Here is a 25,340-nt window from a genome sequence, read left to right on the forward strand (position 1 = left end):
TGCGGAAGCTGGGGCGCGGCGACACGCCCGTTCCGGGGTGCGTCGTCACGGTGGGGTGACGGCTGGTCACGGAAGCGGAGGGGCCGCTGACCGGCGCCGGTGACCGGTGTCGTCGTACCGCATAGGCTGTCGGCACCGCGGACGATGCGGTGATCCGTTCGGAGATCGATGCAGTGAACCGGAGGGTGATCCGCGGGGTCGGCGCGTGCAGGGAAGCGCAGGGAACTGCAGAGAAGTCGAGACGGACAGTCGAGACAGACAGACGTGACAGTCGATACGGGTCGTAGTGCGCCAAGGGCGGTCAATACGGGTCGTACAGAGTGCCGCAGGGGGCAACCGCCATGACGACAGGTCGGCTCGGGCAGCAAGCCGCGCCGCCGAACGCGGCCTACGCCGGGCAGGTCGTGCATTTCCCGGACCCGGTCCGGGCGGCCCGTCACCCGAGAGGGGTGCGGGTCGACGAGCGTGGCTACCCCGACTTCTCGCCCTACGCGCGCGCGGTCGCGGAGATCGCGGAGCCGCCGGAGGGTTTCGGTGTCGACGAGCTGCGGCTGACGGACTACGTGTCGGCGAACAGCGCGCTGTCGGCGTCCGGGCACGAGTTGTGGGACACGGTTCCGGCGGTGGCGACGCCGCACGGCTGGACCTGGCACCACGCGGTCGCCTCGCGGCGGCTGGAGCTGGTCCCGGTCGAGGTGAAGGCGCTGCTGCGGCATCACGGTGGTGTGGCCACGTCGGGTGTCGATCACGGCAAGCGGGGCACGCGGCCGCTTCAGGAGACGCGTCCGGCGCACTTCGGGCTGCCGAAGTCGGGTGTGGCCGTGACGGAGTCGCAGGTGCAGGGCGTCGAGGAGGAGCTCGGCTACCGGCTGCCGGGCGCGTACCGGTCGTTCCTGAAGGCGGCGGGCGGTTGCGCGCCGGTGGGTGCCGCGCTGGACGCGGAGCTGGGGCTGCTGGTCGACCAGCCGTTCTTCATGGTGCGGGACGAGGCCGCGGTCAATGACCTGGTGTACGTCAACAAGTGTCTGCGTGACCATCTGACCAAGGACTACCTGGGCGTCTCCTTCGTCCAGGGCGGGCTGCTCGCCGTGAAGGTGAAGGGCGAGCGGATCGGCTCCGTGTGGTTCTGCTCGTACGACGACGCGCGGGACGTGGATCCCTCGACGCCGCCGGCGGAGCGGGTGGAGCGGTTGCTGCTGCCGTGCGGGGACGACTTCGATGTCTTCCTGTCGCGGCTGGCCGGCAATCCGCCGGAGTTGGAGACGGTGGCGAACCTGATGGTGGACGGCGGGTTCGCGCGTGTGGTGCCGGTGGGTGCGGTGTCGTCCTCGGCTGTGGGGGAGTGACTTCGGCGATGGTGACCTTCGCTCAGGCGCAGGAGCGCGCGGAAGAGTGGATCAACGGCGACCTGCCGTCGTACCAGCATCGTGAGGTGCGGGTGCGGGAGTTCGACCTCGGGTTCGTGGTGTGGGCCGAGGACCGTGCGGACGGGCCCCGCTCGGACGGTGGCGCGCAGCGGCTGGTGATCGCGCGGGACAGCGGCGAGGCGACGCTGTGGCCCGGGCTGCCGGTGGGTGAGGTGATCCGCCGGTACGAGGAGGAGTACGGCCGTCCGGACGCGGTGGATGAGCCGGCGCCGGCGCCGCCCGCTCGGGTGGATCTGAATCAGACGTCCTTCCTGCTGACGCCGCCGGAGTGGTTGCAGGATGCGGCGGACAAGCTGGGGATTCCGGATCGGCGGGGGGCCGGGGCGGGTTCTGTCGCCGGGGCGTCTGCGTCTGCGTCTTCGTCCTCTGCTGCTTCCGGTTTCGATTCCGATTCCGGTTCCGGTTCCGTGGGTGATTCCGTCTCCGGGAGCGGGGCGTCGTGGCCGGCCGCCGGGGGGAGTGACTCGGACGCTTCTGGTGCTCCGGGTGCTCCGGGTGCTCCGGGCGGTCCGGTGGCTCCGGCCGCGCCTGCCGGGGCGACGCCCTGGGCCGGCACGGACACCAACGGCGATGGCGGTGACGACCGTTCCGTACCGCTGCCCGCGACGGTCTTCGCGCCGCCGCTGAGCGAGTCCGACGAGAACACCTCGCCGCCCGCGACGACGTCCGACGCCAAGACGGCGCTGATCGCGGGCGGGAGCCAGCTTCCGCGGACGGCGGTCACGCCGGCGGTCGACGGGCCCGGGGCGGACGCGCAGAACGGGCAGGGTGCCGGCACTCCGGCCGGTCCTGGGTACGGCTATCCGGCGGGGCCGGGTGCCGCTCCCGGGGTGCCGGGGACGCCGCCGCAAGGTGTGCCGGGCACGTCGCCGCAAGGTGTGCCGGGCACGCCGCCCGCTGGTGTGCCGCAGGGCAGTACGCCGCCGCCCGCCCCGGGCGGGCAGCCGTACGGCTATCCGCAGCCGCCGGCCGGGCCGGGTGCGCCCGAGCGTCCGCTCGCGCCGAACGCCGGGGACATCGCCGACGCCGCGACCAGCAAGGCGACTCCGCCGCCGGGTCGTGGCCGGGGCACGGGTCCGACCACGCCGCCTCCGCCGGGCGCACCGGGTACGCCGGGTGCGCGGCCGGGCGATACGCCTCCGCCGTCGGGGCCCGGTGCGCCGGGGACTCCGGCGGGTGGGTATGTGCCTACGCAGATGGTGTCTGCGCTTGGTCCTGAAGGGCCTGGGGCTCCTGGGGCTCCTGGGGCGCCCGGGGTTCCTGGGGCGCCCGGGGTTCCTGGCGGTCCCGGTGGTGCCGGGGGTTCTTCGGGGGCGGGGGTTCCGACGGGCCCGGGGGTTCCAACGGGGCCGGGTGCGCCGCTGCCTCCGCAGCAGCCGCCGGGTGCTCCCGGTGCTCCTGGTGCGCCGCAGCCTCCCGGTGCCCCCGGTGGTACGCCCCCGGGTGGTGTCCACCATGCCGCCACGATGCTGGCCGATCCCGGCCGGACCGGCCCGGGCGCGCCGCAGCCGCCGCAGCCTCCGGGACCTCCTGGTGTGCCCGGTGGGGCTGGTGCGCCTGGTGCGCCTGGTGCGGCCCAGCCTCCGGGTGTTCCGCATCCGCCCGGTGCTCCCGGTGCCCCCGGCGCTCCTGGCGCCCCGGGTGTGCCCGGCGCCGGTGCGGGGCCCGTGCATCACGCCGAGACCATGCTGGCCTCGCCGCCCCCGGCGGGCGGTCCCGGCGTGCCTCCGCCGCCGCAGGCTCCCGGTGCGCCGCCCGCCGCGCCGCCGATGCCGCCCGGCGCGATGCCGGGTGCGGTGCCGCCGGGTGCTGTGCCGCCGCCCGGTCAGCCCGTCCCCGGGCCGCCGCCGGCGTACGGCTATCCGCAGCCGCCCGCCGGGCAGCCGACGGTCGGCCCCGGCTACCAGGCCGTGTTGCGCTACCGCGCTCAGGACGGTTCCGAGCAGCAGCTGATCCGGCGTTCGGCGCCGGGTACGCCGCACCCGGAGTGGCAGATCTTCCATGAGCTGCGGGCCATGAACGTGCCCCCGGACCAGGTGCTGGAGCTGCACACCGAGCTGGAGTCGTGCGAGCTGCCGGGTGCGTACTGCGCACGGATGATCCGGGAGCAGTGGCCGCAGGCGCGGATCACGAGCATCGCCCCGTACGGCACGGACCACGCGAGCCGTCAGCAGGGCATGCAGCAGCTGCTGGCGCACCAGGGCGAGTTGCACCAGGTGGCGGACGGCCCGGCGCGTCCGGCTCCGGTGCGTGCTCCGCTGCCGCCGGTGCAGGCGGTGCCGCCGGTCCCGCCGGAGGCCGTCGCGCAGGAGCTGGGGGCCGCGTTCGGGCCGGGTGTGTTCCGGTTCGAGCAGGCCGCGGTGTCCCGTCAGGGGGTGCCGCCGGTCGTGGCACACACGCTGGTGGCGGCCGGTCTGCCGATGGACATGGGCCCGTTCTTCTGGGCGCAGGCGCAGCCGGGCCGGCCCGTTCCGACGCTGGCGGAGCTGGCGGCCGAGCGGGGTGTGCAGCCGGCCTCGGACGCGGGTTCCTATCTGGTGATGGGCAGCGACTTCGGCAAGGCGATCTGCGTGCAGTACGGCACGGCCAACATCGTCGCCGTGCCGGTGGAGGCGGGGCCGGGCGGGGCGCCCGTGCCGCCGCAGTTCGTGAACACCGGGCTGCCGGAGTTCGCGCGTTGTCTGGCGCTGCTCGGGCGGATGTGGCGGCTGCGGTTCGGGCTGAACCAGGAGCAGGCGGGCCGCTGGACCGTCGACTTCCAGGCCCAGCTGGCCGCGCTCGACCCGGCGGCACTGGGGTCGCCGGAGAGCTGGTGGTCGGTGCTGCTTGAGCAGATGTGGGACGGACTGCTGTGACGCGTCGCCGCTGACGTGTCGGAGGAAGCCAGGTTCGGTCGTTCGTACGACCGGGCCCGGCTTCTTCGTGCCGGGCCGGCTGTCACATCTCCTCGTGCCGCTTCGTCAGTGCAGTGACAGCGACGCACCGCCGACACAGGAGGCAGAGATCATGCAGGCACGGATGACGAACCCGGCGTACGTCCTTCCCGGCGCGATGAAGGGCATCGGCACCCTCTTCCAGGCGATCGGGGAGGGCGGGCTGCGGCAGGAGCTGGCGGAGATCGTCGGGCTGCGCGCCAGCCAGATCAACGGCTGCGGCGCCTGTGTGCACGGGCACACCGTCAACCTCCGCAAGGCCGGGGTGAGCGAGGAGCGGATCAGCGCCGTCGCGGCTTGGCGGCACGCTCCCTTCTTCTCGGACGCCGAGCGTGCGGCGCTGAAGCTGACGGAGGCGGTCACGCGGCTCGCGGACCTTTCGGAGGAGTCGGTGCCGGACGCCCTGTGGGACGAGGTGGCCGATCACTTCGACGAGAAGGAGCTCTCCGGGCTGATTCTCACCGTCTCGCTCACGAACATGTTCAACCGCATCAACACGACCATCCAGGAGCCCGCGGGCACCACTTGGGGCTGACGGCCGTACGGGCCGGTCGTGGGCCCGTGACCTCTGTGCGGAGTGTCGCGTTATGAACACTTCTGCCTGATCCACCAAGATGTGCGCGAAATCATCCCGTTTGTTGTGCGGTTTCGCGTCGGTGAGGTGGAGAGGGGTTCCAGGATGAGCAGCGCGTCGGTGTCGCCGCACGGCTTCGTGGCCGGGCGGGGGCGTGGCTACCGTCCCGAGCAGGTGGACAGGTACGCCGAGGCCGTCTCCCAGAATCGGGACGCGGCCTGGGAGCGGGCCGCCAGGCTGACGGTGCTCGCCCGGCAGATGGACGCGGAACTGGCCCTGCTGCGGGAGACCGTGGCGGGGCTCGCGCCGCAGGACTACGCGTCGCTCGGGGAGGGGGCGCGGCGGCTCTTCGAACTCGGCCGGGAGGAGGCCGAGGCCGTTCGGGACAGGGCGCGGGAGGAGGCACGGCGCATCGTCGAGGAGGCGCAAGCCGCCGCGGCCGGGGTGTGCGAGTCCGCACAGGCGCACGCCGACGCCGTGCGCGCCGACGCCGACGAACGTGCCCGGCAGCGGCTGCTCGTGGCGGGCGCGGAGGCCGACGAGATCCGTGTCTCGGTCAGGTGCGGCGCGAAGGAACAGCGAGGTGAGGCGCTGGCCGCGCTGCGGGAGATGCGGCAGCGCTCCTCCGGGATGCTCGCCGAGCGGGACAAGGAACGAGCCGAGCGCTGGGCGGAGGTGGAGCGCGAGGAGGCGGCGCGGGCGGAGGAGCTGGATGCGCACCACGCGGAGGCGGTGGCGCGCGCCGAGCGGGACCTGTCCGAGGCGGAGCAGGCACTCGCCGACGCCGCGGAATCGGCCCGGAGCCGGCAGGAAGAGGCGCAGGAGCGTGCCGCGGAGCTGGTCGCCCAGGCCCGGGAACACGCGGACCGCGTCGAGGAGGAGACGGAGCGGCTGCTGCGCGCGCACGAGGAACAGGGAGAGGACGTGCGGGCCCACATCGACCGCGTACACGCCAGCCTGGCGGCGTGGGCGGGGCCGGCGGGGCCGACGGGGGAGTGACCTCGGCCGTCCCGCGTGGCCGACGTCGGCTGTGGGCGACGGTGCGTCGGCCGTCGGCTGTGGGGTGACGCCCCGACCGCCGCTCGTACGCGAGGCCGGCGGGGCGTCGTGCCGTGCCGCTTCCGGTCAGCGGTTCCTGCGTACCGCGCCCGCGAGGATCCAGCCCTCCACCGCCTCGTACTGGTGGCGTTGCTCCTCCGACTTCCGGCGGCCGGAGGCCATCGTGCCCAGCCAGCCGCAGGCGAAGCCCAGGGGTATGGAGAGCAGGCCCGTGGTGGTGAACGGGAACCAGTTGAAGTCGGCGTCGGGGAAGGCCGAGACGGGGGAGCCGGAGACCAGGTTGGTGCCCGGCATCAGCAGCAGGACGGCCAGCGAGCCGCCGATGAGGGTGCTGAGCAGGCCCGTCCGGGTGTAGCGGCGCCAGAAGAGGCTGTAGACCAGCGCGGGCGCGATGGCCGAGGCGCCCAGGCAGAAGGACAGCGTCACCAGGGGCTGCAGGCTGCGGTGCTGGACGAGCGTGGCCAGCAGGATCGCCGGGATGCCCACCGCCAGGGCCGAGAGCCGGGCCAGTGTCATCTCGCGGCGCGGTGACATCTCCTGCACCCGGGCCGCGAACACGTCGTGCGCGAGGGAGTTGGCGCAGGCGAGGATCATGCCGGCGACGGAGGCGAGCAGTGTGAGGAAGACGGCCGTGGTGACGGTCGTGAACAGGAACGTCTCCGCCGTCGACACCTCCGCGCCGAACGCCGCCTGCGAGCCCAGCAGATAGGCCGTGTTGCCCTGCGGGTCGACCTGCGCGATCGCCGCCCGGCCGACCAGCGCGGTCGCGCCGAAGCCGATGACCGTGATGACGAGCACGAACAGGGCCACGCCCGACACGGCCCAGGACATCGATCGCCGTACCTGCCGGGCGCTGGAGGCGGTGTACATGCGCATGGTGACGTGCGGCAGGACGCCACCGCCGAGGACCACGGTCAGTTGCGAGGTGATCATGTCCAGGCCGGGGCTGGCACCGCCCGCGAACTGCAGGCCGGACGAGAGGAACGCCGAGCCCACGCCGCTGTTGTCGGCGGCCGCGCCGAACAGGGCTCCCGGGTCCCAGTCGAACCGGTTCAGGATCAGCACCGCGACCACCAGGCCCGAACCGAGCAGCATCACGATCTTCAGGATCTGGATGAGGGCGGTGCCCTTCATGCCGCCGATCGCCGCGTAACTGATCATCAGCGCGCCCACGCCGATGATGCAGCCCGTCTGCATCGACTCGCCGGAGAAGCCGAGGATGAACGCCATCAGCTGCCCGGTCCCCGCCAGCTGCACCAGCATCAGCGGCACCAGCGCCGCCAGCGTCACCGCGCAGGCCGCGATCCGCACGCCGCGTCCCGGCATACGGCGGGTCAGCGCGTCGCCCATGGTGAACCGGCCCGCGTTGCGCAGCGGTTCGGCCAGCAGGAACATCAGCAGCATCAGCGACAGGGCCGTGCTCAGGGCCAGTACGGTGCCGTCGTAGCCGAAGAGGGCGATCACGCCGCCGGTGCCGAGGACGGTCGCGGCGGAGATGTAGTCGCCAGCGATCGCCAGGCCGTTGCGCATGGGGGACAGCGAGCTGTAGCCGGTGTAGAACTCGTCGAGGTCGTCCCGGTCCGGGCCCGTCATCACGCACAGCAGCAGCGTGATCGTGGCCACCGATGTGAAGCCCACCAGGGACATCGCCTGTGCGTTGCCGCTGAACTCGCTGATCACCGTGCACTCTCCCGCTTGGCGTCCAGCTGGGCCTGCTTGCGTATCCGGTCCGCGATCGGGTCGACGCGACGGCGGGCCGTCTGCTCGTACAGGGCGATGGCCAGCCATGTCACGGGGACCTGGATGAGCGCGAGCAGCAGGCCGGTGGGCAGGCCGTCGGTGACGGTGCTCGTCATGAACGACGGTGCGAACGCCGACAGGATCAGGAACAGGGTGAAGTAGCCGAGCGCGGTGAGTGTGGCCACGCGTCGCTGCCACCGGTAGGCGCTGCGCAGGACGCGCAGGTCACTGTGGTGCCCGAGCGCGGTGTGGCGTTGGGGGCGCCGCTCGGGAGGTTCGGGCGGCTGCTGAGGCTGCCAGGGGTAGGTGTCGTAGGAGGGCGAGGAATCGGGTGGGGGATAGGGGTAGGACGGCGGCGGGTCGAAAGACATCCCGGTGCTCCTTGCGAGGGTTGGATCCGGTGCGGCGGGCCGCAGGGAGGTGGGGGGCGGGCGGCCACGCACGTTACTTCGGAGTACCGGGGCTGCGCGAGGGTTTGGCCAAACTGATTGGTCGGTATGCGCTTACCTTTTTGACCTTGGGTGTTACCTCCGTTAACCCAGGTTTTCGAGTGTCCTCGGCGGACTACCTGAGATGGATCAGGGCCACGGACGCCGGCACCTCGGAGTGATCGTCGAGCGTCGCGCCGAACGCCAGCCGCCGGTCGATCCGGCGTGGGACCGAACTCTCCGCACGGATCGTGAAGTTGACCCCGGCCCGCCCTCCGGCCGGGACGCGTATCCGCCCTTTCGTCTCTTTCCGCCCTTTCCGTCCTTGTTCCGTCCGTACGGTCCATCCGTCGTCCGTCGGCTGTGCCGTGACCGTCACGTGGTGTGCGGTGTCGTCGAAGTTGTAGACGTCGACGGTCATCCGTGTGCGGCGGCCGAGGCGATAGCCGTGCGGCGGCGGCGCGTCCCCGTCGTCCTTGCCGGGGGCGGCGTCGCGGGCGGAGAAGCGCTGGGCGAGGACGATGTGTTCGGCGGGGGAGAGGCGGGCCCTCGGGCGGGTGGCGGCCGGTTGCTTGGGCGGGTCCGCGGGGGTGACGACGTACAGCGGGTCGCGTGAGGCGGTCACCGGTTGGCCGGTGGGGAGGCGGCGGCCCATCATGTCGTGGGCCGTCCCCTTCATGTGTCGGTCCAGGCGTACGGGCCGCTCCGCCCACACCACCGTGACCCGCTCGCCGCGCCCGCTGTCGAAGTCGAAGCCCCGCACTCCGTCCGGCAGCCGGGGTGTGGGGCCGGTGAAGTCTGCCGCGCCGAGCAGTGAGGTGAGGGCGGCGAACGCGCTGTAGGCCGGAAGGGGCCGGAAGTCGCGGTCGAGCAGGCCGAAGTAGACGCCGTCGTCGTGCAGCGGCGGACCCGCGAACCAGAACTGCCGGTCGTTCCCCGCCGCCAGGCCCTCCACCATCGAGCGCACCACGTACCGGGCCTGCGCGATCTCCTGCCCGGGCGTGAGGTCCTCCCTGGGCCGGGCCTTCTGGAACGCGCCGCACTCTGTCATCCACAGCGGTGTGTCCGCCTGGTGCCGGCGGGCCAGCTCGTGCTGTTCGTCCGCGGCGCCCGGGAAGCGGGGTTCGCCCGGTTCGGTGGGGTCCGGGTAGCCGTGGAAGGCCCATGCGTCGGCGTACCGCACCACGTCGTTGGCGAGCATCAGGTCCTGGAAGGGGCCGGTCTGCGCGATGCCCGGCAGGACGACCAGACAGGGTTCGGGCGACGCGTCCTTGATGCCGAGCGCGGCGGCCTTCACGAACGCGGCGTGGGCGTCGCCGGTGCTGCGAGTGGTGTCGACGTCCGGTTCGTTCGACAACTGGAGGGCCTCGGGGGAGGCCGAGGCCAGACGGCGGGCGTAGCGGTAGGCGTGCCTGAGGTCCGCCGGGAGTGGCAGCGAGGCGTCGGTCATGGCCCACTCGGGGGCGGGGGAGAGCACGTCGAGGACGGCCAGGCCGTGGGCGCGCAGGGTGCGGGTGCGGCCATCGTGCTGTGCCGTGTCGTACACGCCGGGCGCCGGTTCGGCCGCGGGCCAGGACTGGCCGTCCCGCACCCAGCCGGCGCCCATGTCCCGCAGGGCGGCGGCGAAGTCCGTGAGCCGGGACGGCGGGACGAGGGAGGACGCCCAGACGTTCACGCCGAAGCGGCTGGCGGGGCCGGTGACGGCGGGCCGGGCCGGCAGACGCGCGAACCGGCCCGTCACGCCGTCCGCCCTCACGAGGTAATGGCCCGGGGGCAGATCGGGGAGCGTGACCGTCGCGCTCGTGTCGCCGGTGGCGATGGTGGCCCGGCCGGTGGTGACCTGGCGACCGTGGTGGTCGCTGACGGTGTACCGCACGCGGTGCGGGTGTGTGGCGTGCCCGTCGAGGGCCAGGCGCAGCCGGGCCGGTTCGCCCTCGCGGTGCCGGGGGACCGACAGTTCGCGCAGGGCCGGGTGCCCCTCCAGGCGGCGCAGGGTGAAGCGGTCCAGGGTCAGGACGTACGCGATCGTGTCGTCGAGGACGGCCGGTTCGGTGACGCGGAAGGTGAGCGTGTCGGTGCCGCCTCGCAGTTCGACCACGCCCAGGTCCAGGACGGACAGGTCGCCCCAGGCCGGCGGCGACTCGTACCAGTGCGGTTGCGAGCGGGCGATCTCCGTGAACGGGCCGTCGTTCACGGACAGGTGCGGGTAGGAGGCGACGGCTTCCGTGTGCGGCGTCTCGACCGGTGCCGTGGCCACGGCCGTCAGCGCGTACACCCCGGCCCGCGGGACGCGCACGGTGTACGTCGCGTACCAGCCGGTCCGGGCCGGGGGAGTCTCGGTCGTCCATAACCCCAGATAGCGCCCTGCGGAAGCCCGGCGGTCCCGGCGGACGGGGATGTTCGTCCGCACCGCGGCCTCGCCCTGCACCGTCACCGTCGTGGGCGTGGCCGCCGAGGTGATGCTGTCGTCTGCCGAGGCGGTGGCGCCGCCTGCCGAGGTGGTGGCGCCGCTCGCCGCCGCCACCGCTCCGAGTCCCGCTGCCATCGCCGTGCGCCTGTTGAAGTCCATGCCACCAGCAGACACGCACCGCCCGTCGCCGCGCGTCACTCGCAAGAGTGCCCGGCCCCGGAAACGGGTCGGGGTCGCGCCCTAGGGGTTCCCGGGGGCGCCGCCGAGGTGCCGGAGTATGTAGTGGACTCCCGGGCGGCCGTCCACGGTTGCCTCCTCCAGCCGCGTGAAGCCGTTGCGGGCCAGGACCCTCATGGAGGCCGGGTTGTCCAGCGTCGTCCTCGCGGTGAGGGACGTCAGCCCGTAGTCGGTGGCGGCCAGACGGCACACCTGAGCGACGGCCGCCGTCGCCACGCCCCGGCCCGCCGCCCGTTCGCCGATGCGGTAGCCGAGTTCGGCGCTGCCGTCCGCCAGGTCCATCAGGTTCACCCGGCCGATCAGGTTCCCCTCCTCATCGAGGACGACATGGAAGCGGCACACGCGCGCGTGCTGCTCCGCCAGGAGCGACCGGTGGCGTTCGGCGAACCCCGCCGGCGTGAAGTAGGCGTCCCCGCGGTCCGACACCGTGCGGCAGAAGTACGCCCGGTTCTCCCGCTCGAAGGCCAGCAGCGCGTCCGCGTGATCGGCTCGGAGTGGTTCCAGGGTCACCATGGGCGGGAGGATACGGACGGTCAGTCCTTGAGCACCGGGAATTTCCGGGGCGCGAGGAACAGCAGCACCAGGAACGCCAGTGCCGCCGCGCACGAGGCGCCCAGGTAGACGGCGTGCACCGCGTCGGCGATCGCCCGCCGGGTCGCCTCGGGCGCGCTGCCGGAGTCGAGTGCCCGGGTCACCGAGTCGAGGTCGCTCGCCCCGCCGAGCCTCGCGGCCAGCACCCCGTTGGCGACCGCGCCGAAGAGCGCCGCGCCGATCGTCTGGCCCGTCTGGCGGCAGAAGAGCACGGACGCGGTCGTCGTCCCGCGCTCCGCCCAGCCCACCGTCGACTGCACCCCGACGATGAGCGGCAGCTGGAACAGGCCCAGCGCGGCGCCGAGCAGCAGCATCAACAGGGTCGGCTGCCAGGCCTGCCCGGGGTACGGCAGGAACGGGAACGCGAACAGGATCAGCGCCGCCGCGCCGATACCCAGCATCGCGGTGTTGCGGAAGCCGATCCTGCGGTACACGTGCTGGCTCAGGGCCGCCGATAGGGGCCAGCTCAACGTCCATACGGAGAGCACGAATCCGGCGGCCACGGGCGCCAGGCCCAGCACCCCCTGGGCGTAGGAGGGCAGGAACACCGTCGGCGCCACCATCAGCAGGCCCAGCGCGCCCAGGGCCAGATTGACCGCGGCGATCGTACGGCGCCGCCACACCCAGCCCGGGATGATCGGTTCCGCGGCCCGCCGCTCCACCAGCACCACCACCGCGACCAGGGCGAGTCCCGTACCGAACAGGGCGAGCGAGGGCGCCGACAGCCACGGCCACGCCACGCCGCCCTGCACCAGAGCGGCGAGCAGAACGCCGCCGCAGGCGAACACGGCGAGCGCGCCCGCCCAGTCCACGCGCGCGTGCGCACGGGTTTCCCGCTCCGGCTCGTGCAGATGACGCACGATCAGCCACAAGGCGACCGCGCCGATCGGCAGGTTGACCAGGAAGATCCACCGCCAGTCCGCGTACGCGGCGAGCACCCCGCCCAGACCCGGACCGGCGACCGCGGACACCGCCCACACCGTGGAGAGCTTCGACTGGATCTTGGGACGGTCCTTCAGCGGGTACAGGTCGGCCGCGAGCGTCTGCACCGTGCCCTGGAGCGCTCCGCCGCCCAGGCCCTGCACGACGCGGAAGGCGATGAGCGCCTCCATGTTCCAGGCCAGCGCGCACAGCAGGGAGCCGAGGAGGAAGACCACCGAGCCGACGACGAGGACCGGTTTGCGGCCGAAGGTGTCGGAGAGCTTGCCGTAGACGGGCAGGGTGACGGTCACGGCCAGCAGATAGCCGGAGAACAGCCAGGAGAAGACGGAGAATCCGCCGAGGTCCCCGACGATCTGCGGCACGGCCGTCGAGACGATGGTGGAGTCGAGCGCCGCCAGCGCCATCGAGAGCATCAGCGCGGCGACGACGGCTCCGCGCCGGCCGGTCGCCGCGGGACGCGCTGCCTCACGTGCCGCGGAACTCGTGCTTCCCACCCTGGGTGCCTCCCCCTCGCGCCTGCCTGCCCCTTGCACCTATCTACCGCCGGACAGCTTCCCACTTGACCCTGACGTCGCGGGAGGGTGGAGCCTGGATGGGCCGTGGGGTGGAGCCGACCCTGAGAAGGACTCCACCCTTCGGTGGACTGCCCCTAGGGGTACCTCCGTACTACGACCTGGGGCGGGTTCGTACCGGCGGAGGACGAGACGCGCGGGGGCCGCTCCTTAACCTGGCTTTACGCCGTCGGGGGGCGGCGTCACACACCGGCGGGGGTGGGGTTTTCCACAGGAAAAGACTGCGCTGAGCACCAGGGCGCGCGACCCCTCCCCGCCGGAAGACTTGAAGCACTTCACCATCTGCTGACCGAGATACTTCCGACCTATATAGGAGACATACCGTGACATCGGCTGTGACCATTCCCAGGCACGGGGGTACTGGAGGGCGTACGGCCGTTGCCGCGCGGGCGCGGCAGGTCGTGAAGGCGTACGGATCCGGTGAGACCCGTGTCGTCGCCCTCGACCACGTCGACGTGGACATCGCACGCGGCCAGTTCACCGCGATCATGGGCCCCTCGGGGTCCGGCAAGTCCACGCTCATGCACTGCCTGGCCGGGCTCGACACCGTCACCGGCGGGCAGATCTACCTCGACGAGACCGAGATCACCGGCCTGAAGGACAAGAAGCTCACACGACTGCGCCGGGACCGGATCGGGTTCATCTTCCAGGCGTTCAACCTGCTGCCGACGCTCAACGCGATAGAGAACATCACGCTGCCCATGGACATCGCCGGCCGCAAGCCGGACAAGGAGTGGCTCGGGCGGGTCGTGGAGACCGTCGGGCTCTCCGACCGTCTCAAGCACCGGCCCACCCAGCTCTCCGGAGGCCAGCAGCAGCGCGTCGCCGTGGCACGGGCGCTGGCCGCCCGGCCCGAGATCATCTTCGGGGACGAGCCGACCGGAAACCTCGACTCGCGCGCGGGCGCCGAGGTGCTCGGCTTCCTGCGCCGCTCCGTCGACGAGCTGGGCCAGACCATCGTGATGGTCACCCACGACCCGGTCGCCGCCAGTTACGCGGACCGTGTCCTGTACCTCGCCGACGGCCGGATCGTCGACGAGATGTACAAGCCGACCGCGGACGCCGTCCTCGACCGCATGAAGGACTTCGACGCCCGGGGGCGTACGTCATGACCGTCATGAAGACCTCGATGCGCAACTTCCTCGCGCACAAGGGCCGCATGGCGCTGTCGGCGATCGCCGTCCTGCTGTCGGTGGCCTTCGTCTGCGGGACGCTCGTCTTCACGGACACCATGTCCACCACGTTCGACAAGCTCTTCGCGGCCACCTCCTCGGACGTGACGGTGAGCCCCAAGGGCGCCTCCGACACCGGTGAGACGACCGCCGACAACGGCAAGCCGCCGGTCATGCCGGCCTCCGTGCTCGCCGACGTACGCAAGGCCGACGGCGTGAAGTCCGCCGAGGGCGCGGTGTTCTCCACCTCGGTGACCGTCGTCGACGCCGACAAGGAGAATCTGTCGCCCTCCAGCGGCGCCCCGACCATCGTCGGCGGCTGGAACAGCAACGAAGCCCGCACCATGAAGATCACCTCCGGTGCGGCACCCAGGAGCGCCGGCCAGATCATGGTCGACGCCGACACCGCCGACAAGCACGGTCTGAAGCTCGGCGACCCGATCGGCGTGATCAGCGCGACGGGCACCCACACCGCGAAGGTCTCCGGCATCGCCGACTTCACCGTCACCAACCCCGGTGCCGCGATCTTCTACCTCGACACGAAGACCGCCCAGCAGACCCTGGTCGGCGAGAGCGGCGTCTACACCAACGTCAACGTCACCGCGGCCGCCGGAGTCAGCGACGACCGGCTGAAGCAGAACGTGAAGGCCGCGCTCGGCGGCGACTTCCAGGTGCAGACCGCCAAGGAGACCGCCGACGCCAACCAGAAGGGCGTCGCCGGCTTCATGAACGTCATGAAGTACGCGATGCTCGGCTTCGCCGGGATCGCCTTCCTCGTCGGCATCTTCCTGATCATCAACACCTTCTCCATGCTGGTCGCCCAGCGCACCCGGGAGATCGGCCTGATGCGGGCGATCGGCTCCTCCCGCAAGCAGGTCAACCGCTCCGTGCTGGCCGAGGCGCTGCTGCTGGGCCTCGTCGGTTCGGTGCTCGGCGTGGGCGCCGGCGTCGGCCTCGCGATCGGCCTGATGAAGCTCATGGGCCAGATGGGCATGGAGCTGTCCACCGACGACCTGACGGTGGCCTGGACGACGCCGGTGGTCGGCCTGGTCCTCGGCGTGATCGTCACCGTCCTGGCCGCCTACCTGCCCGCCCGGCGCGCCGGCAAGATCTCCCCGATGGCCGCGCTGCGGGACGCGGGCGCCCCCGCGGACGCCAAGGCCGGCTGGATCCGCGCCGCGATCGGCACCGTCCTCACCGGCGGCGGCGCCTTCGGCCTGTATCTGGCGACGGCGGCCGACCAGGCCAAGGAGGGCTCGCTCTGGCTCGGCCTCGGCGTGGTGCTGTCGCTGATCGGCTTCGTCGTCATCGGCCCGCTGCTCGCCGGCGGTGTGGTCCGGGTCCTCGGCGCCGTCCTGCTGCGCATGTTCGGCCCCGTGGGCCGCATGGCCGAGCGCAACGCCCTGCGCAACCCGCGCCGCACCGGCGCGACGGGCGCCGCGCTGATGATCGGCCTCGCCCTGGTGGCGTGCCTGTCCGTGGTCGGCTCCTCCATGGTGGCCTCCGCCACCGACCAGCTCGACAAGACCGTCGGCACGGACTTCATCATCCAGTCCGACAGCGGCCAGCTGATCACCCCGCAGGCGGTCAAGGCCGCGAAGTCCGCGTCGGACGTGGAGCGCGCCACCGAGTACAAGTGGACGAAGGCCGACTTCACCACCCCCGACGGCAAGACGCTCAAGGACACGGCGATCACGGCCGCCGACCCCTCGTACGCGACCGACCTGCGCACCGAGACGGTCGCCGGCAAGCTCCCCGACGCCTACAAGCCCGACTCGATGTCCGTCCACGAGAAGTTCGCCAAGGACCATGGCATCAGCCTCGGCTCCAAGATCGAGGTGGCGTTCAAGGACGGCCGTACGGCCGACCTGACGGTCCGGGCGATCACCAGCAGTGACGTCGTGATCGACGCGGGCGCGATGTACACGTCCATCTCGACGATGGCCAAGTACGTCCCGGCCGACAAGATGCCGCTGGACACGCTGCTCTTCGTCACCGCCAAGGACGGTCAGCAGGACGCCGCCTACAAGTCCCTGAAGTCGGCCATGCACGACTACCCGCAGTACACCGTGCGCGACCAGACCGACTACAAGGAAGCCCTGAAGGACCAGATCGGCCAGCTCCTCAACATGATCTACGGCCTGCTGGCCCTGGCGATCATCGTCGCCATCCTGGGTGTCGTGAACACCCTGGCCCTGTCGGTGGTGGAGCGCACCAGGGAGATCGGCCTGATGCGGGCGATCGGCCTGTCCCGCCGCCAGCTGCGCCGCATGATCCGCATGGAGTCCGTCGTCATCGCCCTCTTCGGCGCCCTGCTGGGCCTCGGACTGGGCATGGGCTGGGGCGCCACCGCGCAGCAGCTGCTCGCGCTGGAGGGCCTGATGGTCCTGGAGATCCCCTGGCCGACGATCATCGGCGTCTTCGCCGGCTCGGCGTTCGTGGGCCTGTTCGCCGCACTGATCCCGGCGTTCCGGGCGGGCCGGATGAACGTCCTGAACGCGATCGCGACGGAGTAGACGGAGTAGATGGAGTAGGGGAGCAGTCATCACCGAGAACCACCGCACACGGGGGTTGCGGGGGACCGGCGCCGGGGAGTCCATGACTTCCCGGCGCCGGGTGCTGTGCGGACCCGCGAGCCCGGCTTCCTGCTCGACCGATTCGGGTGGCGGGTGGGCACAGGTACGGGGGTTCAGGAGGCGGAGCCCCCTGGTGGGCCAGGGCACCCACGCTCAGCACCTGAGACGGGGCGTTGTCCACAGCCCCCGCCGCCCGGCCGCGCAGCGTCGTACGCTGGAGACCCCCCGGCCCGCGGCGCGCGTCGGGCCCGTCGTGTTGCCCACCCCTGGACGGAAAAGACCCGTATGAGCCTGCACGGTCTGCTCGACGCCGTAGTCAGAGACGCCGCCCTCGCGGAAGCGATCAGCGCGGCCGCAGACGGCAACCGCATGCACGTCGACCTGGTCGGCCCTCCCGCCGCCCGCCCCTTCGCGGTCGCCGCCCTCGCCCGGGACACGGGCCGCCCGGTGCTGGCGGTGACGGCCACGGGCCGCGAGGCCGAGGACCTGGCCGCGGCACTGCGCTCCCTCCTCCCGCCGGAGGGGGTCGTGGAGTACCCCTCCTGGGAGACCCTGCCGCACGAGCGGCTCAGCCCCCGCAGCGACACCGTCGGCCGCCGTCTGGCCGTGCTGCGCCGCCTGGCCCACCCCCGCCCCGACGACCCCGAGACCGGCCCGGTCTCCGTGGTCGTGGCGCCCGTCAGGTCCGTGCTCCAGCCGCAGGTCAAGGGCCTCGGCGACCTGGAGCCGGTCGCCCTGAAGCCGGGGCAGACCGTCGACCTCGAGGAGATCGTCGACGCCCTCGGGGCCGCCGCCTACGCGCGCGTGGAGCTGGTCGAGAAGCGCGGCGAGTTCGCCGTGCGCGGCGGCATCCTCGATGTGTTCCCGCCCACCGAGGAACACCCCCTGCGCATCGAGTTCTGGGGCGACGACGTCGAGGAGATCCGCTACTTCAAGGTCGCCGACCAGCGCTCCCTCGAAGTCGCCGAGCACGGCCTGTGGGCGCCGCCGTGCCGCGAACTGCTGCTCACCGAGGACGTCCGCGCGCGGGCCCGTGCCCTGGCCGAACAGCACCCCGAGCTCGGTGAACTGCTCGGCAAGATCGCCGAGGGGATCGCGGTCGAGGGCATGGAGTCCCTCGCTCCGGTCCTGGTCGACGACATGGAGCTGCTGCTCGACGTGCTGCCCAAGGGCGCCATGGCCCTCGTGTGCGACCCGGAGCGGGTCCGTACGCGCGCCTCGGACCTGGTGGCCACCTCGCAGGAGTTCCTCCAGGCCTCCTGGGCCGCCACCGCCGGTGGCGGAGAGGCGCCCATCGACGTCGGCGCGGCCTCCCTGTGGTCCATCGCGGACGTCCGGGACCGGGCCCGCGAGCTGGACATGATGTGGTGGTCGGTGTCGCCGTTCGCCGCCGACGAGGAGCTCGACGCTGACACCCTGAAGCTGGGGATGCACGCCCCGGAGACCTACCGCGGTGACACCGCCAAGGCCCTCGCCGACACCAAGGGCTGGCTCGCCGACGGCTGGCGCACGGTGTTCGTCACCGAAGGGCACGGCCCGGCCACCCGTACGGTCGAGGTGCTGGGCGGCGAGGGCATCGCGGCCCGCCTCGACGCGGACCTCGCCGAGATCTCCCCCTCCCTCGTGCACGTGGCGTGCGGCTCGATCGAGCACGGCTTCGTCGACACGGCCCTCGGACTGGCCGTACTGACCGAGACCGACCTGACCGGCCAGCGGGCCGCGGGCCGCGAAGGCGCCCGGATGCCGGCCCGCCGCCGCAAGACCATCGACCCGCTCACCCTGGAGCCGGGCGACTACATCGTCCACGAGCAGCACGGCGTGGGCCGCTACATCGAGATGGTGCAGCGCACCGTGCAGGGCGCGACCCGCGAGTACCTGGTCGTCGAGTACGCGCCCGCCAAGCGCGGCCAGCCCGGCGACCGCCTCTACATCCCCACCGACCAGCTGGAGCAGATCACCAAGTACGTCGGCGGCGAGGCGCCCACCCTGCACCGCCTGGGCGGCGCCGACTGGACGAAGACGAAGGCCCGCGCCAAGAAGGCCGTCAAGGAGATCGCCGCCGACCTCATCAAGCTGTACAGCGCGCGCATGGCGGCCCCCGGGCACGCCTTCGGGGCCGACACCCCCTGGCAGCGCGAGCTGGAGGACGCCTTCCCCTACGCGGAGACGCCCGACCAGCTCACCACCATCGCCGAGGTCAAGGACGACATGGAGAAGACGGTCCCGATGGACCGGCTGATCTGCGGCGACGTCGGCTACGGCAAGACCGAGATCGCGGTCCGGGCCGCCTTCAAGGCCGTCCAGGACGGCAAGCAGGTGGCCGTCCTGGTGCCCACGACCCTGCTGGTGCAGCAGCACTTCGGGACGTTCAGCGAGCGGTACGCGCAGTTCCCGGTCAGCGTGAAGGCGCTCTCCCGCTTCCAGACCGACACCGAGGCCAAGGCGGTCCTGGAGGGCCTGCGCGAGGGCTCGGTGGACATCGTCATCGGCACGCACCGGCTGTTCTCGTCGGAGACCAAGTTCAAGGACCTGGGCCTGGTCATCGTCGACGAGGAGCAGCGCTTCGGCGTCGAGCACAAGGAGCAGCTGAAGAAGCTCCGGGCCAACGTCGACGTCCTGACGATGTCCGCGACCCCCATCCCCAGGACCCTGGAGATGGCGGTGACCGGCATCCGCGAGATGTCGACGATCACCACCCCGCCCGAGGAGCGGCACCCGGTGCTGACCTTCGTGGGGCCGTACGAGGAGAAGCAGATCGGCGCCGCCATCCGCCGTGAACTGCTGCGCGAGGGCCAGGTCTTCTACATCCACAACCGGGTCGAGTCGATCGACCGGGCCGCGGCCCGGCTGCGCGAGATCGTCCCCGAGGCGCGCATCGCCACCGCCCACGGCCAGATGTCGGAGCAGGCGCTCGAGCAGGTCGTCGTCGACTTCTGGGAGAAGAAGTTCGACGTGCTCGTCTCCACGACGATCGTCGAGTCCGGCATCGACATCTCCAACGCCAACACGCTCATCGTGGAGCGCGGCGACAACTTCGGGCTCTCGCAGCTGCACCAGCTGCGCGGAAGGGTGGGCCGAGGCCGCGAGCGCGGTTACGCGTACTTCCTGTACCCGCCGGAGAAGCCGCTGACCGAGACCGCGCACGAGCGGCTCGCGACCATCGCGCAGCACACCGAGATGGGCGCCGGCATGTACGTGGCGATGAAGGACCTGGAGATCCGCGGCGCGGGCAACCTCCTCGGCGGCGAGCAGTCCGGCCACATCGCGGGCGTCGGCTTCGACCTGTACGTACGGATGGTGGGCGAGGCCGTCGCCGACTACCGGCGCCAGCTGGAGACCGGCGGGATCGAGGAGGAGCCGCCGCTCGAGGTCAAGATCGAGCTGCCCGTCGACGCGCACGTCCCGCACGACTACGCGCCGGGCGAGCGGCTCCGTCTCCAGGCGTACCGCGCCATCGCCTCCGCCAACACGGAGGAGGACGTCAAGGCCGTCCGCGAGGAACTCGTCGACCGCTACGGCAAGCTGCCCGAACCGGTGGAGAACCTGCTGCTCGTCTCCGGTCTGCGGATGCTCGCGCGCGCGTGCGGGGTCGGCGAGATCGTGCTGCAGGGCAACAACATCCGCTTCGCCCCGGTGGAGTTGCGCGAATCGCAGGAACTGCGGCTCAAGCGGCTCTATCCCGGGACGGTCATCAAGCCGGCGGTGCACCAGGTGCTGGTGCCGCGCCCGAAGACCGCGAAGGTCGGCGGAAAGCCGCTGGTCGGGCGGGAGTTGCTGGGGTGGGTCGGGGAGTTCCTGACGTCGGTGCTGGGGTCCTGACCCCCCGCGCGTGAAGGACCGCCGCCAGCCGGTCGCGCACCGCCACCTGCGCGGCGATGCGCGCGTCCAGCACGGCGAGGCGCTCGGCGGCGGTCCTGACGGCCCGGCCGGAGGCGGGTCCGGCCATGACATCGCCGTCCAGGCAGGGCAGGAACACCCGTACGTCGTCGAGCGTCAGCCCCACGTCGAGCAGCTGCCGGATGTTGCGGACGCGGACCGCCACGGCGGCGTCGTACAGGCGGTAGCCGTTGGCGGCGCGTTCGGAGGTGATGAGCCCTGCCTGCTCGTAGTGGCGCAGGGCGCGCGGACTCGTGCCGCTCACCTCGGCGAGCTCGCCGATCCGCATACGGTGTCCGGCCATGCGCGTCAGTCTCATGTGACGAGTGCGCCGCCGTCCACCGGAAGCACCACGCCGGTGACGAACGAGGCCTGCGGCGAGGCCAGTCGGGCGATCGCCCACGCCACCTCCGCGGGGCGGCCGATCCGGCCGAGCGGCGTGTGGCCGAGCTGCCAGGCACGGATCGCGGCGCGCTGTTCGGGGGTATGACCGGCGTGGTCACCGATCGGTGTGTCGATCGCGCCCGGGGCCACGGCGGCGACCCGGATCCCCAGCGGGGCGAGCTCCACCGCCCAACTGCGCGTGAGCACCTCCAGGGCCGCCTTTCCGGCCGCGTACAGGGAGTTGCCGGGCCAGCCGCGCTGTCCCACCGCCGTCGTCACGTTCACGATCACCCCGCGGGAGTCCTCCAGCGCCGGGAGCGCCGCCTGGGTGAGCAGGACGGGGGCGAGGAGATTCGTCGCCAGCTGGGGCTCGACGGCGGCACGCGTGTACGTGCGCAGGGACTGGGCGTTGACGACGCCCGCGTTGTTCACCAGCACATCGATACGGCCGTGCCGGTCGAGCACCGTACGGACGATGCTCTCCGGGCCGTCGTCGGCCGTGATGTCGGCGGCGAGCGGGCTGATGCGGGACGGGTCATGGGCGGCGGTCTCGGCGAGGAGCGCCGCGCGGCGGCCCACCGCCACGACCTGCGCGCCCTCGTCGGCGAACGCGTGGGCGGTGGCCCGGCCTATGCCGGTCCCGGCGCCGGTGACGAGCACGGTTCGCGCGGTCTTCGGATCGGAGGATGCCGCGGTCTGCGGATCGGGGGATCCCGAGGTTCTCGGATCGGGGGATGTCATGCCGTGATCGTCCGACCTTGACGCCGGTGTCAAGGTCAAGCGCCGCGCGGGAAGCCGCCCACAGACCGGCGGAAGCCGCCCCCGGAACGTCGGACGCCGCCCCCGGAACGGAACGTCGGACGCCGCCCCGGAAACGTCGGAAGCCGTCCGCGGGAGGTGCGTGCGCGTCTCCCCGGACGGCCTCTGGCGAAGGAGAGGCCTTACTGCTGGTCGGGCCGGTCGCGGTCCCGGTCGTCCATGCCGAGCGAGCCTTCCATCCGCTGCTGCCCGGAGTCGACCTGGTCCTCGTACTTGCCGCCGGTCCTCTCGTTGACCTTCTGTTCCGCGGTGTCCGAGCCTTGCTTGCCCTTGTGCCGCGCCTGGCTCTTGAACTTGTCGAAGATGCCCATGCAGAACTCCTTCAGAAGGTGATTCAGGATCGACGATACGCGCGGCATGCGATGAATGCCCGTTTAAGACCGATGTGGTCTGGACCTCTTGCTCGCTACCGTGGGGTCAGGCACGGACAAGCAGGGGAGGGGCGCACGGTGACGCGTCTGAGGGGCGGGGCGGCACTGGCTGTCGCGATGGTGTTCGCCGGTTCCGCGCTGGTCGGCTGTGAGGGCCTGGCCCCGCCCGCCGACGGCGGCGGACCCTCCGGTTCCGGTGTCCCGGCCGACGGCGACGGACGGGCGGTGAACCCGCTGGACAACCCGGACGGCACCAAGCCGGGGCTCGCGGCGATCACGTCCACCGCGGACCGGGCGAAGGCCCGCGCCGTGATCGAGAAGGTGGCCACGAAGGGCCGCGGCCCCAGGACGGGATACGAACGCGACAAGTTCGGCTACGCCTGGATGGACTCGGCGCCACGCGACGTTCCCTTCTCGCACAACGGCTGTGACTCGCGGAACGACCTCTTGAAGCGCGACGGCCAGGACCTCCGTTTCCGGTCGGGCTCGGACTGCGTCGTCATGGCGCTGACACTGCACGACCCGTACACCGGGAACGTCATCGAGTGGACCAAGTCCCGTGCGACGAAGGTCCAGATCGACCACGTCATGCCGTTGTCGTACGACTGGCAGATGGGCGCTTCGCGCTGGACGAAGGACAAGCGGGAGTCCATCGCCAACGACCCGCTCAACCTCCTCCCGGTGGACGGCCCGACCAACAGCTCCAAGGGCGACTCCGGCCCGGCGTCCTGGCTGCCGCCGAACAAGACGATCCGCTGCTCCTACGCGGTGCGCTTCGCCCAGGTGTCGCAGAAGTACGACCTGCCCGTGACGGTGCCCGACAAGGAGATGATGCTGCGGCAGTGCGGGGCGTGAACGGGCTAACGTCCTTCGTCATGACGGTCGATTCGCTCGACACCTTGCGGACCGAGCTCCGGGGCAGGGCGGAGCCCGGGGTCAGAGTGCAGCAACTGCGGGTGCTCCGTCCCCCGGAGGACGACGAACTGCTCGGCGTGCGCGTGCCCGTGCTGCGCGGGCTGGCCCGGGCCCACCGCGACCTGGCACTGGAGGACGTGGAGGTGCTGCTGCGCAGCCGCGTCCACGAGGAACGGCTCGCCGGGCTCCTCGTCCTGGCCGAGCGGATGCGGAAGGCACGCGGGGCGGAGCGTGCGGCGCTGGTCGACTTCTACGTGGCGCACACCGACTGTGTGGACAACTGGGACCTGGTGGACGCTTCCGCGCATGTCGTGCTCGGGCCCTGGCTGGTGGACGGTCCGGCGGACGCCCCGGAGATCCTGGACCGGCTCGCCGCGTCGGCGTGGCTCTGGGACCGCAGGATCGCCGTGGTCGCCACGCTGGCGCTGATCCGCGAGGGACGCTTCGAGCCGACGCTCCGCCTGGTGCGCGTCTTGCGCCGGGACCCGGAACCGCTGATCCACAAGGCGCTCGGCTGGATGCTGCGCGAGATCGGCCGCCGGGACGCGCCCCTGCTGGTGGCGTTCCTCGAACGCCATCAGACCGAACTGCCGCGCGTCACCGTGCGCTGTGCGACCGAGCTGCTCCCGGCGGGCGAGCGGGCACGGTTCGTGCGCACGCGATAGTGCGTACGACAGAGCGGCCGGCGGACCGGGTCCCCGCCGGGTAATTTCGATTCCGGGTGTTCGTCCGGACGCCTAACGTGACCGCATGCAGCCGAAGATGCAGCCGAAGGTAGCGAGCCTCGCCGACCGCCCGGACATGTCGGAGCGGGTCGCCGGAATGGCGGACAGCTGGCCGGAGTTCGTGATCCAGGACCTCGTGGGCGCCGCGCACTTCCCGCGTATCGCCGCCGAACTCCCCGAATACGTCCTGTTCGCCGAGGACGAGCGGGGCGAGGTCGTCGCGAACGCCTACAGCGTGCCCTTCGCTCTCGGCACCAGGGGCGGCGAACTACCGGCCAACGGCTGGGACACGGTCCTCATCTGGGCCTTCTCAGACCTGCGCCGCGGGGTCCGCCCCGACACCGTCAGCGCGATCTCGATATCCGTCGCCCCGCACGCACAGGGCCGCGGCCTGTCCACGGTGATGCTCTCGGCCCTGCGCGACAACGCCCGGGCCCGCGGCTACCGCGAGGTCGTCGCCCCGGTCCGCCCCAACGCCAAGCACCTGGAACCGCACACCCCCATCGAGGAGTACGCCCACCGCGTACGCCCCGACGGCCTGCCCCAGGACCCCTGGCTGCGCGTCCACGCCCGGGCCGGAGCCACCATCGACTCCGTGGCACCCGCGTCCATGACGGTGGCCGCCCCGCTGGCGCACTGGCGCCGCTGGACGGGACTGCCCTTCGACACCGAGGGCGACGTCGAGGTGCCCGGCGGCCTGGTGCCGGTGCGCTGCGTACCCGCGCGCGGGTACGCGGTGTACGTCGAGCCCAACGTGTGGATGCGGCACGCCCTGTGAGCGCCGGCCGGGAGGTGTGACCGGCGCGAAGTGATCAGCACGACAACGGTTCGGTACAACCCGTGACGGGTTGTCCGTGTCGGGCTATACGCTCGGACTCCCCACCGGGCTCTGTCACTCGCACACCCGTCCCCATCGGCTACACCGGTCCAGGAGCAGTCATGTACGGCCACGGCGCGGCGCCGCCTCCTCGCAGCGCGGCAACGGTCATCTCCCTGCGCGTGCTGTTCGCCGCCGCCGGTTTCCTCACGTGCGGCGTGCTGGCCTGCGTCCCGCTGTTCCGGGTGGCCGTCCTCCGCGGACGGGGCCTCCACTGGGCGCTGGCCTGGGTGAGTCTGCCGCTGTCCATCGCGTGCTTCGCGGTGATCGGCGTACTGCCGGAGGGCGACTACCGGACCGACATCGCGCTGGCCGTGATGCTGCTGCTCGGCCTGGGCGCCTCCATCTGGTTCCTGATCGTGGACATCGGCCACCACAGCCAGCCGCGGCAGTTCGCCGGCTACCCGTCGCCCCACGCGCAGACGGCGGCGCACACCCCGTACGGCTATCCGCACCCCGCGCCGCCCTACGCCCCCACGTCCACGCCCGTCCCGCGGCAGCCGCCGCACACGCCCGTCGCCGGCGACACCCCGCACCCCGGCCCGGTACCGCCCTCGCCGCAGCGCCCCGCCCCCGCCCGCATCGACCAGGTACGCGCCGAACTCGACGAACTCAGCGACTACCTGCGCCGGCACGAGGGCGAAGGCCACCGGGACGGCACCTCCGAGGGCGGCAGGTGAGCGCCGCGGCGGGACGTGTCGTCGCCGGCCGG

18 protein-coding genes and 1 pseudogene are annotated in these 25,340 nt (G+C 72.0%); 11 read left to right on the top strand and 8 right to left on the bottom strand.

Annotated elements, in window-relative coordinates; translation table 11 throughout:
* Window positions 1–341 precede the first annotated feature (341 nt).
* From ACIBK5_RS10320 to ACIBK5_RS10335, 4 genes are all read left to right on the top strand, one after another.
* Window positions 342–1,346 (top strand): SMI1/KNR4 family protein, encoded by a 1,005-nt coding sequence (locus ACIBK5_RS10320; RefSeq protein ID WP_399018125.1) that lies wholly within the window; start codon window positions 342–344, stop codon window positions 1,344–1,346.
* Between the two features lie 8 nt (window positions 1,347–1,354).
* Complete coding sequence (locus ACIBK5_RS10325) at window positions 1,355–4,282, top strand: SUKH-4 family immunity protein (RefSeq protein WP_399018127.1); 2,928 nt, start codon at window positions 1,355–1,357, stop codon at window positions 4,280–4,282.
* Between the two features lie 151 nt (window positions 4,283–4,433).
* Window positions 4,434–4,895 (top strand): carboxymuconolactone decarboxylase family protein, encoded by a 462-nt coding sequence (locus ACIBK5_RS10330; RefSeq protein ID WP_399018130.1) that lies wholly within the window; start codon window positions 4,434–4,436, stop codon window positions 4,893–4,895.
* A gap of 144 nt (window positions 4,896–5,039) precedes the next feature.
* Window positions 5,040–5,933 carry a cellulose-binding protein gene (locus tag ACIBK5_RS10335; RefSeq protein ID WP_399018132.1) on the top strand — a complete coding sequence of 298 codons (894 nt, stop codon included), beginning with the start codon at window positions 5,040–5,042 and terminating at the stop codon, window positions 5,931–5,933.
* 126 nt (window positions 5,934–6,059) lie between these two features.
* On the opposite strand, the gene ACIBK5_RS10340 is transcribed toward ACIBK5_RS10335, so the two are convergent.
* From ACIBK5_RS10340 to ACIBK5_RS10360, 5 genes are all read right to left on the bottom strand, one after another.
* Window positions 6,060–7,673, bottom strand: a complete 1,614-nt coding sequence (locus ACIBK5_RS10340; RefSeq protein WP_399018133.1) for a cation acetate symporter — start codon at window positions 7,671–7,673, stop codon at window positions 6,060–6,062.
* The gene (locus ACIBK5_RS10345; RefSeq protein ID WP_399018135.1) at window positions 7,670–8,104 is read right to left on the bottom strand and encodes a DUF485 domain-containing protein; all 435 of its coding nucleotides are present in this window, start codon (window positions 8,102–8,104) and stop codon (window positions 7,670–7,672) included. The genes ACIBK5_RS10340 and ACIBK5_RS10345 overlap by 4 nt, the downstream gene beginning before the upstream one ends.
* A 193-nt stretch (window positions 8,105–8,297) precedes the next feature.
* Window positions 8,298–10,730, bottom strand: a complete 2,433-nt coding sequence (locus ACIBK5_RS10350) for a hypothetical protein (RefSeq protein WP_399018137.1) — start codon at window positions 10,728–10,730, stop codon at window positions 8,298–8,300.
* A gap of 81 nt (window positions 10,731–10,811) precedes the next feature.
* Window positions 10,812–11,321 (bottom strand): GNAT family N-acetyltransferase, encoded by a 510-nt coding sequence (locus ACIBK5_RS10355; RefSeq protein ID WP_399018138.1) that lies wholly within the window; start codon window positions 11,319–11,321, stop codon window positions 10,812–10,814.
* Between the two features lie 20 nt (window positions 11,322–11,341).
* A complete protein-coding gene (locus ACIBK5_RS10360) occupies window positions 11,342–12,835 on the bottom strand; it encodes an MFS transporter (protein ID WP_399018139.1) in 1,494 nt (497 codons plus the stop codon).
* 401 nt (window positions 12,836–13,236) lie between these two features.
* On the opposite strand from ACIBK5_RS10360, the gene ACIBK5_RS10365 reads away from it, so the two are divergent.
* The 3 genes from ACIBK5_RS10365 to mfd all read left to right on the top strand — a co-directional run bounded on the left by ACIBK5_RS10365 (window position 13,237) and on the right by mfd (window position 20,480).
* Complete coding sequence (locus ACIBK5_RS10365; protein WP_193480003.1) at window positions 13,237–14,025, top strand: ABC transporter ATP-binding protein; 789 nt, start codon at window positions 13,237–13,239, stop codon at window positions 14,023–14,025.
* Entirely contained in the window at window positions 14,022–16,601 is a 2,580-nt protein-coding gene (locus ACIBK5_RS10370) for an ABC transporter permease (RefSeq protein ID WP_399018141.1), read from the top strand. Before ACIBK5_RS10365 ends, ACIBK5_RS10370 begins: the two co-directional genes overlap by 4 nt.
* Before the next feature lie 345 nt (window positions 16,602–16,946).
* The gene (mfd, locus tag ACIBK5_RS10375) at window positions 16,947–20,480 is read left to right on the top strand and encodes a transcription-repair coupling factor (protein ID WP_399018143.1); all 3,534 of its coding nucleotides are present in this window, start codon (window positions 16,947–16,949) and stop codon (window positions 20,478–20,480) included.
* 13 nt (window positions 20,481–20,493) lie between these two features.
* Here mfd and ACIBK5_RS10380 read toward each other — a convergent pair.
* From ACIBK5_RS10380 to ACIBK5_RS10390, 3 genes and pseudogenes are all read right to left on the bottom strand, one after another.
* Window positions 20,494–20,826: pseudogene (locus ACIBK5_RS10380) on the bottom strand (MerR family transcriptional regulator); the annotation flags it as partial.
* 26 nt (window positions 20,827–20,852) lie between these two features.
* Window positions 20,853–21,662 carry an SDR family NAD(P)-dependent oxidoreductase gene (locus ACIBK5_RS10385; RefSeq protein ID WP_399018145.1) on the bottom strand — a complete coding sequence of 270 codons (810 nt, stop codon included), beginning with the start codon at window positions 21,660–21,662 and terminating at the stop codon, window positions 20,853–20,855.
* Between the two features lie 200 nt (window positions 21,663–21,862).
* The gene (locus tag ACIBK5_RS10390) at window positions 21,863–22,051 is read right to left on the bottom strand and encodes an antitoxin (RefSeq protein WP_399018147.1); all 189 of its coding nucleotides are present in this window, start codon (window positions 22,049–22,051) and stop codon (window positions 21,863–21,865) included.
* A 138-nt stretch (window positions 22,052–22,189) separates the two neighbouring features.
* On the opposite strand from ACIBK5_RS10390, the gene ACIBK5_RS10395 reads away from it, so the two are divergent.
* The 4 genes from ACIBK5_RS10395 (at window position 22,190) to ACIBK5_RS10410 (ending at window position 25,308) form a co-directional block, all read left to right on the top strand.
* Complete coding sequence (locus tag ACIBK5_RS10395) at window positions 22,190–22,966, top strand: HNH endonuclease family protein (protein ID WP_399018149.1); 777 nt, start codon at window positions 22,190–22,192, stop codon at window positions 22,964–22,966.
* A 20-nt stretch (window positions 22,967–22,986) separates the two neighbouring features.
* Window positions 22,987–23,691 (top strand): DNA alkylation repair protein, encoded by a 705-nt coding sequence (locus ACIBK5_RS10400; RefSeq protein ID WP_399018151.1) that lies wholly within the window; start codon window positions 22,987–22,989, stop codon window positions 23,689–23,691.
* A 97-nt stretch (window positions 23,692–23,788) separates the two neighbouring features.
* Complete coding sequence (locus tag ACIBK5_RS10405) at window positions 23,789–24,529, top strand: GNAT family N-acetyltransferase (RefSeq protein WP_399018335.1); 741 nt, start codon at window positions 23,789–23,791, stop codon at window positions 24,527–24,529.
* Between the two features lie 161 nt (window positions 24,530–24,690).
* Complete coding sequence (locus ACIBK5_RS10410; RefSeq protein WP_399018153.1) at window positions 24,691–25,308, top strand: hypothetical protein; 618 nt, start codon at window positions 24,691–24,693, stop codon at window positions 25,306–25,308.
* Window positions 25,309–25,340 lie beyond the last annotated feature (32 nt).

The organism is Streptomyces sp. NPDC050546 (assembly GCF_044457425.1).
Taxonomy (GTDB): domain Bacteria; phylum Actinomycetota; class Actinomycetes; order Streptomycetales; family Streptomycetaceae; genus Streptomyces.